The following is a 12,329-nucleotide window of genomic DNA, read 5'->3' on the forward strand; positions in this document are numbered from 1 at the left end:
AAGTAATGTTGTTACAAAGAAAGATGGAAGATGTGATGTGCGAAATATGCGTGTCATTGTTGAAGATATTTGCGATTTAATTGACGCTGGATTTGAAGTTGTTCTTGTAAGTTCTGGTGCCGTTAGTGTTGGAAAAGAGTTCCTAAGTAAGATGGTTCCAAGAGAGGGAAGAGTTGATTTACAACAGTCTGCAAGCTCAATTGGTCAACCTAAGTTAATTAATAAATACTCTCAGCTTTTTGAAGAGCACGAACATATTTGCTCTCAGATATTACTTACTCACGATGACTTAAGAGTGAGAAAACGCTTCTTGCAAGCAAAGCAAACCATCGAAGTTTTACTAAAAAATAAAATTACTCCTATACTAAATGAAAATGATTCCATTGCTTATTTAGAAAATACTGTTGGTGATAATGATCACCTAGCTGCAGCTTCTGCACAAATGATTAACGCAGATGCAATAATCATTATAACAAGTGCCGAGGGGCTCTATGATAAGAACCCTGAGGAAGAAGGTGCTAAGTTAATTAAAACTGTCGATTACGGGCAAGAGCTTAGTCATATTGATATGACTACTAAGACTAACGTTGGCCGTGGTGGAATGGAATCTAAAATTCAAGCGATTCTAAAAGTAATGCCACTTGGTATAAGAGGAGTGATCAGCTCTAAAGATAATGATCGAATAGTTCTAGATGCATTAACCAAGTCAGTAGGGACCGTATTTGATCCCGAAGAGAATTATTTACCTGAAGAGAAGAAGGCATGGCTCTTAACAACTAAGAGACTTAATTGTTGGATCGAAGTTGATCAAGGAGCGTATGAGGCCTTAATTGCTGGAAATTCACTTTTTCCAAGAGGTATTAGCAAGTGTAAGGGCTTCTTTCACCGTGGAGATTCAGTAGACTTCGTACATGATGGAAATGTATTTGCTGTAGGTGTTACTGAGTATGATCAAGTTGATATTGAAAAAATTAAAGATAAACACAGCGATGAGATTGAGGATACGTTGGGCTATAAAGTTTCAAGCGTAGTAAGTCTTTATCAAAATATCGTATTAATAGAGGACAATCGAAATGAATAATTTTGCAAAAAAATCAAAAGATGCTTCAAAAATATTAAGAGGTCTAAAAAAGGAATTAAGAAAAGAAATACTTTTTTCTTTAGCTAAAAACTTGATGGAAAGATCTAGTGAAGTTATTGAAGCGAATAAAAAAGATCTAGCTTACGCTGAGGAAGTAAACCTTGGTTCTTCACTTAAAGATAGACTAATGTTAGATGAAGCTCGTATTGAAGATATGGCAAATGGTGTAAAAGCTATTGCTGAACAAGATGAGGTTGTAGGTGAGTTCTATAAAGAATTTACAAATGCAGAAGGTCTACGAGTAAAACGACAAAGAGTACCTCTAGGTGTAATTCTAATGATTTTTGAATCTCGTCCAAACGTCGTTATTGACTGTGCGGCCTTAGCTCTTAAATCATCAAATGCAATTATACTAAAAGGTGGAAAAGAGGCCAAGCACTCAAATGAAATATTAGGAGAAATTATTCAAGATACTCTTGATGGACATCTACCAAAAGAAACTGTGCAAGTATTAGCTTCTGATAGTAGAGAGGAAGTTAATAAATTATTGGAACTTGAGCAATATATTGATGTTGTAATACCAAGAGGTGGAGAAAGATTAATAGAGCATGTTTATAAAAATGCAAAGATGCCAGTTATTGCCCACTTTAAGGGATTATGCCACATGTATCTTGATAAAGATGCAGACTTAAATAAAGCTATGGACTTAGTTATAAACGCAAAGACACAAAGAACTGGAGTTTGTAATGCTATTGAAACTCTGCTTATCCATGAAAACCTTCCTAGTGACTTCAAAGTTAAATTAGCAAGTGAGTTAGAATCTAGAGGGACAGAACTTCGTGTTGATGACTCCTTTATGAAGTCGACTGGTTCAAAATTAAAGTTAGCAAATGAAGAGGATTGGGCAACTGAGTATCTTGATAATATTTTATCTATAAAGACTGTGTGTTCAATTGATGAAGCTATTGACCATATTGATGAACATGGAAGTTTTCATACGGAAAGTATTGTTTCTGAGAATGAAAATGCACAAAATGAATTTATAAGTAGAGTAGACGCGAGTTGTGTCGCTATTAATGCATCTTCTAGATTTAATGATGGTGGTCAACTAGGACTAGGTGCTGAGTTAGGAATTTCTACTACAAAGCTTCATGCTTATGGACCAATGGGAGCTGAACAGATGACAACATCTCGCTATGTGATTGTTGGTGACGGAAATATTAGGGGTTAGTATGATTGCTGTAATTGGTTGTGGGAATATGGCCACAGCAATTGTTAAAGGCTTCTTTAACAAGAATAATGAGATAAATTTTTTAACATACACTCCAAGCTATACAAGAGCTGAGAATTTAGCTAAGGAAGTTAATGGACGAGCTGTTAAGAGTTTATCAGAGCTAGATGAAGCAAGTACAATTGTACTTGCTTGTAAGCCTCAACAGTTGAATAGTCTTAGTCAGAGTATCAATGAATCAAGTCTAGATCTTACGAATAAACATATTATTTCAATTCTTGCAGCAACTCCTGTTGAAGCGATTAAAAATAAATTAGGCGTTTCAAGAGTTACACGTATTATGCCAAATACGCCGGCCTTAATTGGTATGGGGATGAGTTTAGTATTTCATGGCAAAGAAGTTTTAGATGATGAAAGAAAGCTTGTCGATGAGTTCTTTTCATCATGTGGAGAAGTTGCAGAGATGCCTTCTGAAATAATTTTCGATCAAGTTACTACCGTCTCTGGCTCTGGACCTGCGTATGTCTTTTTATTTGCTCAGACAATGGTTACAAAGCTTGTAAGCTGGGGAATTTCTGAGGAGAAAGCTAAAGAAATTTCAATCCAATTGTTTAGAGGAAGTAGTGAGTTAATGGCGAATCAAAAGGACTTATCACTTGAAACTCTTATATCAAATGTTACTTCTAAAGGTGGAGTTACTATCGAGGCGGTAAATTCATACAAGAGTAGTGGTATTGAAAGTATGACATCTACTGCTTTAGATGCTGCATATTTGCGCTCTCAAGAGATTGAGAGTGAGTTAAATAAATAATCTTCTCAAATTTCTTCAATTTTAAAAATATAAAGTCCGAACTCTCGCTCGGACTCTATTTAAAAATTTATAGATTCATTCTTAATTTTAGTTACATCGATCTCGATCTCTAGGAGGTCTGGTATTTCTACTTGAACAAGATCTCGCGGCATCTACTCTGGTTACACCAGCTTCTTGATATGCAAAATGTACACAGGACATATCATATACCTTCTCACATACTTTGACCGCCTCTATTCTTGTTCCAGGTCCTTGGTATACCCACTTAGCACAATCTATTGAATAAGTATTTCTACATGCTCTTGCAGCTTCCATCCTTGTTCCAGGACCTTGGTATATCCATTGAACACAGGACATATCTGTTACACCACGGCAGGCTTCAATGGCCTCCTCTCTTGTTCCTGGTCCTTGAAATACCCATTCAGCACAATTGATATTGGTATTTTTAAAGTCTAAGCTTTTTTTATTCAAGAATGAGTCATCAAAGTTATAAAAATCAAAAACAGATTTACCCTCCTGAAGAATTTTTTCTTCCTCCTGCTTTACTTTTATCTCAAATGCCTTCTGTTCATATAGTTGCTTTAAATTGAATAATTCATTTACATTACTCGACGCATTTACGCTTCCAGTGTTTATAGAAGCAATAAAGATAATGGCGCTTAAAATTCTTTTCATTTTTCCCTCTCTGTAGTTTGTATTGTTTGATCTACAAAATTAGTGCCACTTTTTTATACGTATAATCAGTTACTTGGTGCGTGGCATGGTGCGAGTTAGAAGTGTCAAAGTTTCTACTTGGGGCCAATTTCTTCACGAAAAGGGATTTCTTAACATAATAATCGATAGGACAATTCAATTGTTTATTGCTCCTAATCTTAAAGGGAGCATAATCAATCTATGTAATAAACTAAATGGGAGTTTAAGGATGAAGTTGTTAATTATTTTATTAAGTTTAGGATTGGTTAGTTGTGCGCACAAAGGTCCGCGTCATGATAGACATAAGTTAGAGAAGGCTGCGTTCGGCAAGCATCGAAGTGAGAAAAATATTGTTAGAAATACTTATAGAAATCCAGTTGAAACCCTAAGGTTTTTTGAAGTTAAACCTAATATGAAAGTTGCAGAGATCTCTCCTGGAGGTGGTTGGTATACAGAAATTCTAGGACCATACTTAAGAAAGAATGGACAATTACATTTGACTATTTTCTCTGACCAATCAGAAAAACCATACGCTCCAAAATTAAACAAGAAGGTAAGAGCACTTACTTCAAACAAGGAGCTCTTTGGCAAAGTAACATTTTCTACTCTAGAGCCTCCTAAATATATTGAGGCCATAGGAAAAGATAACTCCATGGATAGGGTTTTGACTTTTAGAAATGTACATAATTGGATGAAAGCAGGAAAGTTGGATGAAGTATTACAAGTTTTCTATAAAGCGTTAAAGCCTGGTGGAGTCTTAGGTATTGTTGAGCACAGAGCTAAGATGAATAAAAAACAAGATCCAAAATCAAAAAGTGGATATGTGCGAGAAGATTACGTGATAAAGGCAGCTGAGTTACAAGGATTTGAATTTGTGGCAAAGAGTGAGATAAATGCCAACTATAATGATTCTACCAATCACACTAAAGGTGTTTGGACACTACCTCCAAGCCTTAGAGACAAAGAAAATAATAAAGCAAAGTATTTAGCGATAGGAGAGTCGGATAGAATGACTCTAAAATTTAGAAAACCACTTAAGTAGGAAACATCTATATTGAAGGTCAGTATTAAAGTCGCTGACCTTCATATTATAATCTTTTATAATTGAACGAATGTAAAAGTTGGTGGAGCTAGTTCACAGCTATTTGCAGAGCCACTACAGCCCCCATCATCTGTATCACACACTTTTCCAGATCCATTAACTACAAACTTTGCAGAAGATGTTCCTGAGACAGTCAGAGCAGATCCAAGATTAAATCCGTTTGAGCTATCGCTTGTAGTCGTAGGAGGATTAAATGCATCTGCCCCGCCTCCTGTTGAAGTTGATGTTGTCGATAAATACATTGCGACTCTATTGTCTCCTGAAGCACAAGTCGTAGTTGTTCCGTCTACAAGCTTACTTGCGCCTGAGCTGCATACATCTAGAGTTTCCTCTACTCCAGTACTGCAATTTCCACCATCACTTGTTTCATCTGGCGTGAATTTAACCTGATCAGACATTTCAATCACTATACATGGGTATGTCCCATTAGTTAATAATCCAGAACCTAGAGTTGGATTTGATAAAAAGTCCATATAGTCAGGTGCTGACTCGTCTATAACTGTTGTTAGGTTAGTACATAGTGCACTAGTAGAAACTGCGAGTTTATAAACTTTTAATTTTAAGTTTGCTGGGTCTAGGCCAAGGTCAGCCGCCGAACTAATTTGACTGGCAAATACTGTTAATGCCAATAGTAGGTACTTCATATTATCTCCTGAATTTTTATGTATATAATTTGGAATATTGTTTGCTATGAGCCCGATCCACTTAATGAGAAAGTACTTGCAGAACTTGACTCTGGGTCATCGCTATCACCACAAGAAACAATAGCAACACTCAAACCTAATAATAAAAAAATCAGTAATAGTTTATCTTTCAATTTATCCTCCATTGAAATTCATTCTTTAACTAAGATATAAACTCTAGTCGGTGAAGGTGAAGAGATATTGAGACATGAAGACCTTTAATCTTAGGTTATGGTTAGAAATTATGTTTGGCTTGAGGAATAACTATTTCGCCGGCTATAGATATAAATATAAAATAAATGAGATTCAAGACTAGGTGTTACGACTATGCTATCTTCAAAAAATGATAAGATTAATAGTAGTTTCTATAATTTGGGCATTTTCATTTAGTTTAATTGGAAATTTTATTGTTGGTAAGATGGATACTTATCTTGCTATATGGATTAGATTTTCTATCGCCTTTTTAGTTTTTCTTCCATTTATAAAAACACGAAATTTATTAACAGGTAATAGTTTAAAAGTAATGGGGATAGGTGCCTTACAGATTGGACTTATGTATATTTTCTATTTTAACTCCTTTCACTTTCTTTCGGTGGTAGAAGTTGCCTTATTTACTGTGTTAACACCACTTTATATTTCACTTATAGGCTCAGCTTTAGAGCGAAGATTAGAGCTCTCTCAACTAGTGAGTGTCTTTCTTGTTATAATAGGTGCTCTTGTAATCAAATGGAGCTCCGTCTCTGAAAATTTCTTCTTTGGTTTTCTGATGGTACAGGCCGCAAATTTATCTTTTGGACTTGGACAAGTTTTATATAAGAGATACATAAATGATCACGATCAAAAAGAAACATTCTCTCTATTCTATATTGGTGCTCTCGTACCAATAACAATATTAGTCGCTATATACTCAGATCTAAGTCTAATTAAAATTTCAAACGTTCAGTGGGGAATACTATTTTGGCTAGGGGCGATTGGCTCAGGTCTTTCATATTATCTATGGAACTCTGGATCTAAGTTAGTGTCTTATGGAGAGTTGGCAGTCATGAATAATGTTGTTATTCCTTTGGCAATAATAGTTAATCTCGTCTTCTGGAAAAGTGAAGTCTCTTGGCCATCATTTCTCATAGGTTCATTTATTTTGACAGCTGGGGTCTTTCTTGAAAAATTTAGTAATCATTCTAAAAAGATCGTTTAAAGTTTTCTTTTATAGTCATGATAGCTGGTATCTGATCAAAAAAAATTGAGAGGGGAGAGGCTCAATATCGAGATTAGTGTCGAGCGACTTATTTATTAATTATCAGTGACTTATACAGAATTATCTACTAAGTAATAAATATAGTTAAAAGTTATGTTCGTTCACTTTGTCTTTAAAATATGGAATATATTCTCATTAAACAATTAATGTGTCGGAGATTGAATGAGTGGATTTTTAAGTGGTTTAGGTCTAGTTGTAATTATTGGACTTGTAGTTTTTTGCCTTATTATTTTCTCTTCTTTCAGTATCTCAAAAGACGCAAAAGGAAATAAAGATATATCTCTTTTTTGGGGGGCCATTAAAGTTAACGAAAGAGAAAGAAAAGTTAACATTTTTGGTGACTTTGTTTCTGTTGACGGAAAGTCTAAATCTGTAAAAGTGGCTGACATTGTCGATGTCGATGGTCATTCTGAAATAGTAAATGTTGATAATGGAAAAATTATTATTGATGGAAAAGATAACTTAATTAAAGTTCACAAAGACCTCGTTGTAGAAGTTAACGATGATCATATTATCATTAAAAATGACTTCAATTCAAAACTGCTTTCTCTCGTTACTTCTTTAAAGCAAGCTGACGATGAAAGACTTAAACTGGAGGGCCGAAAAGTTGGAGAGGATGATATTTATATTCTTCTTGAGGCCAAAGATGGTAAGAAAATTAATATTAATGTAGAAGTCGATATTTAACAATATTAGGTAATCAATGAATAAAATTATAACTCTTTTTATTTTTCTTCTTTCCTTAAATTGTTTAGCAGATAAACAATACGAAAAACTGAATAAGTATCTAGAACTTGTAAAAGAATATGAAAAGGGAATGGGCTCTGTTGCTATTTTAGCAAAAGGTAAGCTTGTTTACACAAAGCACTTCGGACCTGAAAAGGTAAAAGACCCTGTCTATCGAATTGGTTCAATCTCAAAAACATATACAGCTGTTATCATTTTAAAGCTTATCGAAGAGGGAAAACTTAAGTTAGATACAAAACTTTCCAACTTTTACCCAAAAATTCATCAATCAGCTAGCATCACGGTAGAGAATCTTTTAAGACATAGCTCAGGCCTTCCAAACTTAACATCAGTTGACGGTTATTTAGAATATCATGAAAAGCATCAATCAGAGGAAGTGCATCTAGAGAGATTCCGTTCCTACAAACTTGAGTTCTCTCCAGGTGAGAAAAGTAAATATTCTAATACAGGATATGTTCTTTTATCTTTTATCGCATCTAAAGTTACTGGTAAGACATATTCCGATTTACTTGATCAATATATTACATCTCCTTTAAAGCTTAAGAATACTTTTGTATTTAATTCTAAGAATCCGCGCGATCAGGAAGTGAAAAGTTATGAAAAAGGAGCTAAATGGGAACTTGCAGGGAATACTCATGAAAGCGTTCCATTAGGTGCAGGTGCTATTGCTTCTACTTCGAATGAGGTCTTAGTTTTTATTAGAGCGTTGTTCAACGGAGAACTTGTTACAAAAAGGTCGCTTTCTATGATGACTTCAATCAAAGACAGTTATGGATTAGGACTTTTTGAAATTCCTTATCATAATAAGACGTTTTTTGGGCACACGGGCGGTATCGATGGGTTTCGTTCTATCGTTGGTTATAATAAGGAAGAAGATTTGGCCTTTGCTCAGTTATCTAATGGAATGGTCACAAATTTTAATGATATTTCAATTGCTATACTTGCTTCCTATTTTAAGGACTCATTTGATATACCAACGTTTAAAAAGGCAGTTAGTGTATCAGAAAACATATTAAAGAAATATGTAGGCACATACTCTGGGAATGACTTTCCATTAAAACTAACTTTTCACTATAGAAATGGTGCTCTTTTTGGAAAAGCATCTGGACCAGGACAAAGTGAAGTCCCTTTTGAAGCAACTTCAAATACTGACTTCTCATACTTTAGAGCAGGAATTAAACTTAACTTTAGCGCTGACGGTAGTGAATTGAAGTTTACACAAGGTGAGACAGCTCTACTAAAGAAAGAAGTGGATTAATAAGAAATCTTGTTGCAGTCAAAATACTACGTAAATTTACTTCGTTGTATTTTTATGATCATTAATGTTGGTTGATGATCAAATAAAAAATGGCGGGAGCGGCTCCACTTGAACTTCTTGATACCTTATCTAAGTAGCAGATACTAAAGGATTTTCTCTAGAGACTATTCTATAAGGTGTGTCAGAAGCTCTTGATTCATCTTCTCATCTATCTTTATATAGAAAAAAATAGACAAATATGGTATAATATATATTATATGGAGGTTCATATGGCCGCTAAACAGCTTGCAACAAAAATTGATGAAACTATTAAAGATGCACTCGATCTCTTCTGTGAAGATAGAGGATTAAAGATTAATAGATTCTTAGAAGATGCAATTCTAGATAAAATTGAAGAGTACGAAGATGTATCTGATATTCGTAAATTAAAAAAAGAAAAGTCTCGTGATTTTCAAGAGGTTCTAAAAGAGTTAAAAGTCAGTGGCAAACTATAAAATAGAAATTACTTCGACAGCAGAGAAGTCCTTAAAAAAAATACCTAAAAAAGATCTTAAAAAAGTTGTTGAAGCTATTCAAGTTTTAGCGATATCACCTTTTCCTAGTGGTTGTCGAAAGCTTAAAGGTGAAGAAGATGTCTACCGTGTGAGACAAGGTAACTATCGCATTATTTATGAAGTAATAGATAACAAGCTAATCGTTTTAGTACTGAAAATTGGTCATCGTAAAGATATTTATAAAAAGTAGTCTTATATCTCGGTCAATTCCAAGCTAAAACATAATTGTTCTGTTAGGTGGAGGCTAGACTCGATACCATATAGGAAAAGATAATATCTAGTTTTCGCTACTTAACGAATTTGGAATGTCACAGGAGTATTTTCATTACTGCCTACTTTTAAATGAAGTTGATTTGGGAAGGCTTTTAATCTGAACTTTAATATGAATTGTTTTCTCTCATTTTTAAGTAATGTATGCCTTATAGGATAGTTTTTTAAGAGTTCTTCAAACTCATTTATTGATGTATTGAGCTCACTTTTCTTTTCTCTTTCAAGCTTTTCGTTTTGTATGCGGTTCTCTTCATATTCTTTATATTCTTCTCCTTCTTTAAAGAGGGATAAGGTAATATTTGTGAGCTCTAAAGCGTCTTGAAGACTATTCGTTTTTAAGCTATCTCGTTGAATTTTTATATATGATTTTCTTCTTTCTAAGTCTTCTTCGTATGAAAAATGGTGAACTATTTTATTCTCTGAATATAATCTAAAGAAATTGGGTGTAATTAGTAATTCTTCTTGAGAATTGTTAGTAACTTCCGCACTTATGTATATGGTGTCATCTATTTTTTCTTTGAACTGAATAATCGTTTGAATATCATCTTGTATGATTTTTGAAGCTTTTGAATTGTTTCGATAGATTATCTTATTTTCTCTGTCGCCGACAGGTTCATATCTTCTCATTATTGTAGAGGTACACGAGGCTAACAATAATAAAAGAGTTAGTAGCAACATATTTGTTCTCATTAGATTCTTCCTTTTTAATGATGGATTTAAAATATGTCATTTATAAAGGATTTGATTGTTTGGTGAAGGTAAACTTTAAGAAAAAAGACAAACAAAAAGAGAGTGGGGTAAATTCTAGCTTCTTTAAAAAAACTCCGAAGAGTTATCTCATAAAGTGCTTATACAAATGACTTATGTAAGCCTCAAATAGTTATTAAAAGTAGTACAATGATTGAATTGATTTTTCGGTATCGGGTTTAGACTACCCCAGAAACAAAAAAGCCCAGTTGTTAAACTGGGCTTTTTTATGATCATTAATGTTGGTAGATGATCAAATAAAAAATGGCGGGAGAGACGAGACTCGAACTCGCGGCCTTCGCCGTGACAGGGCGACGTTATAACCAACTTAACTACTCCCCCGCATTTCTTGAAACTAAATATAAGGATTTCTGTCCGTAGAGTCAATAAAGAATTTGATATTTTTTAATAAAATTGTGAAGAAACAAAGGTTTTTATTGAAATTATCAGTAGAAGTACGCAAAAAAGCTTATTTGCGAGCTTAGGGTTAACTTTCTGTGTCCAGTTTACGCCAATTTTTGATGAGACTGTTGATCCAATAAACAGAGCTAGGACAATTGAGAAGTTAACGTAACCAAATTGTCCCATCTCTAATAACCTGTAGTTGAAAACAAAAGTAGGAGTTGGTTGTATAAGATAGGTAACCATACCTGTGAAAGTTCCCACCATCATGCATACATTACTATTTACGGATAAGAGCCTAAACGGAATATGTAAGATGAAGATAAATAGAGGTATTAAGATAGCTCCTCCTCCTAGGCCTGTCATTCCAGATATAAGCCCTCCGATTAGTCCTGTGAGAGTTCCTAATAGGATATTCTTAGCATTTAGCTCTGGTGACCAATCTGTACCTTCTACTGCTGGCTTCTTGTTGAGGATCGTTTTTAGAGCAATTAGAAAAACAAATATGCTGAAAATTAATTTAATGGATTTCGAGTCCATTATAAGAGTCAGCTTCCCTCCAATTAGAACTCCAATGAGCATGGAGATCGCTATGGGCGCAAGATATGAATACTTTGGTCTAACCCCAGCTTTTATAAAGTTATACGTATTTCTTCCGGAGTTAAAGAAAATGAGAGTAAGTGAAGTTGCAATAACCACTTGAGGTGGCAAAAATTCTAGAAAAGTATATAGAGTGGGGACAATTAAAATACCTCCTCCGACTCCAAAAAAAGTAGAAAGTAGGCCAACAAGTAAACCAATAAATATAAGTCCTAGAAATATCATGATCAAAGTTTATAGATTCAATTCATAGATGTACAGTTGCCACATCTATTAAGTTGGATAGAATAGTTTAAAGGATAAATAATATGAAAGTTTTTATTACAGGCGGAACTACTGGAATTGGTTGGTCTCTTGCTAAAGAATATTTAGATGATGGTCACACTGTTGGCATCTGTGGAAGAGATCTCTCTAGAGTTGAGAGTGGAGCACTTGAGAAGTATGAGAATTTATCAGCTTATAGAGCTGATGTTACTAATAGAGAGGAGCTTATATCCGCTATTGATGAATTCAGTAAAGGGCACCTTGATTTAATGATCGCCAGTGCTGGAAGAAGTGTAGGTAGTAAAACTAAGACTCCAGACTTCAATGCTTCTAGAGATGTTATAAATATAAATGTTTTAGGTGTTTTAAATACTTTTGAAGGGGCTCTTAAGAATATGCTCCCAAATAAGAGTGGTCACCTCGCAGCTGTGGCAAGTGTGGCCGGAATGGTTGGTCTGCCTGGGGCATCTTCATATTCGGCATCTAAGGCCGCAATATTAAAGCTTTGTGAGTCTTACTCACTTGATTTAAAAGGTTTTAATATTGATGTTACCTGTATAGCTCCTGGCTTTGTGGATACTCCATTAACTAAAAAGAATGATCATGGTATGCCGTGGCTTATGAGTTCAGA

The 12,329-nt window shown here is 34.5% G+C and carries 15 protein-coding genes and 1 tRNA gene; 10 read left to right on the forward strand and 6 right to left on the reverse strand.

What is annotated here, in order from left to right; genetic code table 11:
- The 3 genes from proB to proC all read left to right on the forward strand — a co-directional run.
- Positions 1-1,081 (forward strand): glutamate 5-kinase (gene proB, locus ABX784_RS11830; RefSeq protein WP_372655251.1); only part of this gene is annotated, 1,081 nt, incomplete at its 5' end.
- Positions 1,074-2,312 carry a glutamate-5-semialdehyde dehydrogenase gene (locus tag ABX784_RS11835; protein ID WP_372655252.1) on the forward strand — a complete coding sequence of 413 codons (1,239 nt, stop codon included), beginning with the start codon at positions 1,074-1,076 and terminating at the stop codon, positions 2,310-2,312. The genes proB and ABX784_RS11835, both read left to right, overlap by 8 nt.
- A gap of 1 nt (position 2,313) precedes the next feature.
- Positions 2,314-3,123, forward strand: a complete 810-nt coding sequence (gene proC / locus ABX784_RS11840) for a pyrroline-5-carboxylate reductase (RefSeq protein ID WP_372655253.1) — start codon at positions 2,314-2,316, stop codon at positions 3,121-3,123.
- An 87-nt stretch (positions 3,124-3,210) separates the two neighbouring features.
- Here proC and ABX784_RS11845 read toward each other — a convergent pair whose 3' ends face one another.
- Entirely contained in the window at positions 3,211-3,798 is a 588-nt protein-coding gene (locus ABX784_RS11845) for a hypothetical protein (RefSeq protein ID WP_372655254.1), read from the reverse strand.
- 247 nt (positions 3,799-4,045) lie between these two features.
- Here ABX784_RS11845 and ABX784_RS11850 point away from each other — a divergent pair, with 247 nt between their 5' ends.
- A complete protein-coding gene (locus tag ABX784_RS11850) occupies positions 4,046-4,858 on the forward strand; it encodes a class I SAM-dependent methyltransferase (RefSeq protein WP_372655255.1) in 813 nt (270 codons plus the stop codon).
- A gap of 56 nt (positions 4,859-4,914) precedes the next feature.
- Here ABX784_RS11850 and ABX784_RS11855 read toward each other — a convergent pair whose 3' ends face one another.
- Both ABX784_RS11855 and ABX784_RS11860 read right to left on the reverse strand, forming a co-directional pair.
- A complete protein-coding gene (locus tag ABX784_RS11855; RefSeq protein WP_372655256.1) occupies positions 4,915-5,562 on the reverse strand; it encodes a hypothetical protein in 648 nt (215 codons plus the stop codon).
- 44 nt (positions 5,563-5,606) lie between these two features.
- Complete coding sequence (locus ABX784_RS11860) at positions 5,607-5,735, reverse strand: hypothetical protein (protein WP_372655257.1); 129 nt, start codon at positions 5,733-5,735, stop codon at positions 5,607-5,609.
- A 209-nt stretch (positions 5,736-5,944) separates the two neighbouring features.
- Between ABX784_RS11860 and ABX784_RS11865 the strand changes: the two genes are divergently transcribed.
- The 5 genes from ABX784_RS11865 to ABX784_RS11885 all read left to right on the forward strand — a co-directional run bounded on the left by ABX784_RS11865 (position 5,945) and on the right by ABX784_RS11885 (position 9,605).
- The gene (locus ABX784_RS11865) at positions 5,945-6,796 is read left to right on the forward strand and encodes an EamA family transporter (protein WP_372655258.1); all 852 of its coding nucleotides are present in this window, start codon (positions 5,945-5,947) and stop codon (positions 6,794-6,796) included.
- A gap of 222 nt (positions 6,797-7,018) precedes the next feature.
- On the forward strand, positions 7,019-7,543 hold the full coding sequence (locus tag ABX784_RS11870) for a hypothetical protein (protein ID WP_372655259.1): 525 nt from the start codon (positions 7,019-7,021) through the stop codon (positions 7,541-7,543).
- A 16-nt stretch (positions 7,544-7,559) separates the two neighbouring features.
- Positions 7,560-8,861, forward strand: coding sequence for a serine hydrolase domain-containing protein (locus ABX784_RS11875; protein ID WP_372655260.1), 1,302 nt, complete (start codon positions 7,560-7,562; stop codon positions 8,859-8,861).
- 269 nt (positions 8,862-9,130) lie between these two features.
- Complete coding sequence (locus ABX784_RS11880) at positions 9,131-9,355, forward strand: hypothetical protein (RefSeq protein WP_372655261.1); 225 nt, start codon at positions 9,131-9,133, stop codon at positions 9,353-9,355.
- Entirely contained in the window at positions 9,342-9,605 is a 264-nt protein-coding gene (locus tag ABX784_RS11885; RefSeq protein ID WP_372655262.1) for a type II toxin-antitoxin system RelE/ParE family toxin, read from the forward strand. Before ABX784_RS11880 ends, ABX784_RS11885 begins: the two co-directional genes overlap by 14 nt.
- A 101-nt stretch (positions 9,606-9,706) precedes the next feature.
- Here ABX784_RS11885 and ABX784_RS11890 read toward each other — a convergent pair whose 3' ends face one another.
- From ABX784_RS11890 to ABX784_RS11900, 3 genes are all read right to left on the reverse strand, one after another.
- Entirely contained in the window at positions 9,707-10,312 is a 606-nt protein-coding gene (locus tag ABX784_RS11890; RefSeq protein WP_372655263.1) for a hypothetical protein, read from the reverse strand.
- 385 nt (positions 10,313-10,697) lie between these two features.
- Positions 10,698-10,774: transfer RNA gene (locus ABX784_RS11895), tRNA-Asp, on the reverse strand.
- A gap of 63 nt (positions 10,775-10,837) precedes the next feature.
- On the reverse strand, positions 10,838-11,659 hold the full coding sequence (locus ABX784_RS11900; RefSeq protein ID WP_372655265.1) for a sulfite exporter TauE/SafE family protein: 822 nt from the start codon (positions 11,657-11,659) through the stop codon (positions 10,838-10,840).
- An 83-nt stretch (positions 11,660-11,742) separates the two neighbouring features.
- On the opposite strand from ABX784_RS11900, the gene ABX784_RS11905 reads away from it, so the two are divergent.
- The coding region (locus tag ABX784_RS11905; RefSeq protein ID WP_372655264.1) for an SDR family NAD(P)-dependent oxidoreductase at positions 11,743-12,329 on the forward strand (587 nt) is incomplete at its 3' end.

Source organism: Halobacteriovorax sp., assembly GCF_041587335.1.
GTDB lineage: Bacteria > Bdellovibrionota > Bacteriovoracia > Bacteriovoracales > Bacteriovoracaceae > Halobacteriovorax.

Excerpts from the sequence above, each read along its gene's own strand:
- ABX784_RS11875 (WP_372655260.1), top strand. The coding sequence starts at position 7,560 with ATGAATAAAATTATAACTCTTTTTATTTTTCTTCTTTCCTTAAATTGT.
- ABX784_RS11870 (WP_372655259.1), top strand. The coding sequence starts at position 7,019 with ATGAGTGGATTTTTAAGTGGTTTAGGTCTAGTTGTAATTATTGGACTT.
- ABX784_RS11890 (WP_372655263.1), bottom strand. The coding sequence starts at position 10,312 with ATGAGAAGATATGAACCTGTCGGCGACAGAGAAAATAAGATAATCTAT.
- ABX784_RS11845 (WP_372655254.1), bottom strand. The coding sequence starts at position 3,798 with ATGAAAAGAATTTTAAGCGCCATTATCTTTATTGCTTCTATAAACACT.
- ABX784_RS11835 (WP_372655252.1), top strand. The coding sequence starts at position 1,074 with ATGAATAATTTTGCAAAAAAATCAAAAGATGCTTCAAAAATATTAAGA.
- ABX784_RS11855 (WP_372655256.1), bottom strand. The coding sequence starts at position 5,562 with ATGAAGTACCTACTATTGGCATTAACAGTATTTGCCAGTCAAATTAGT.
- ABX784_RS11865 (WP_372655258.1), top strand. The coding sequence starts at position 5,945 with ATGATAAGATTAATAGTAGTTTCTATAATTTGGGCATTTTCATTTAGT.
- proC (WP_372655253.1), top strand. The coding sequence starts at position 2,314 with ATGATTGCTGTAATTGGTTGTGGGAATATGGCCACAGCAATTGTTAAA.
- ABX784_RS11850 (WP_372655255.1), top strand. The coding sequence starts at position 4,046 with ATGAAGTTGTTAATTATTTTATTAAGTTTAGGATTGGTTAGTTGTGCG.
- ABX784_RS11880 (WP_372655261.1), top strand. The coding sequence starts at position 9,131 with ATGGCCGCTAAACAGCTTGCAACAAAAATTGATGAAACTATTAAAGAT.
- ABX784_RS11900 (WP_372655265.1), bottom strand. The coding sequence starts at position 11,659 with ATGATATTTCTAGGACTTATATTTATTGGTTTACTTGTTGGCCTACTT.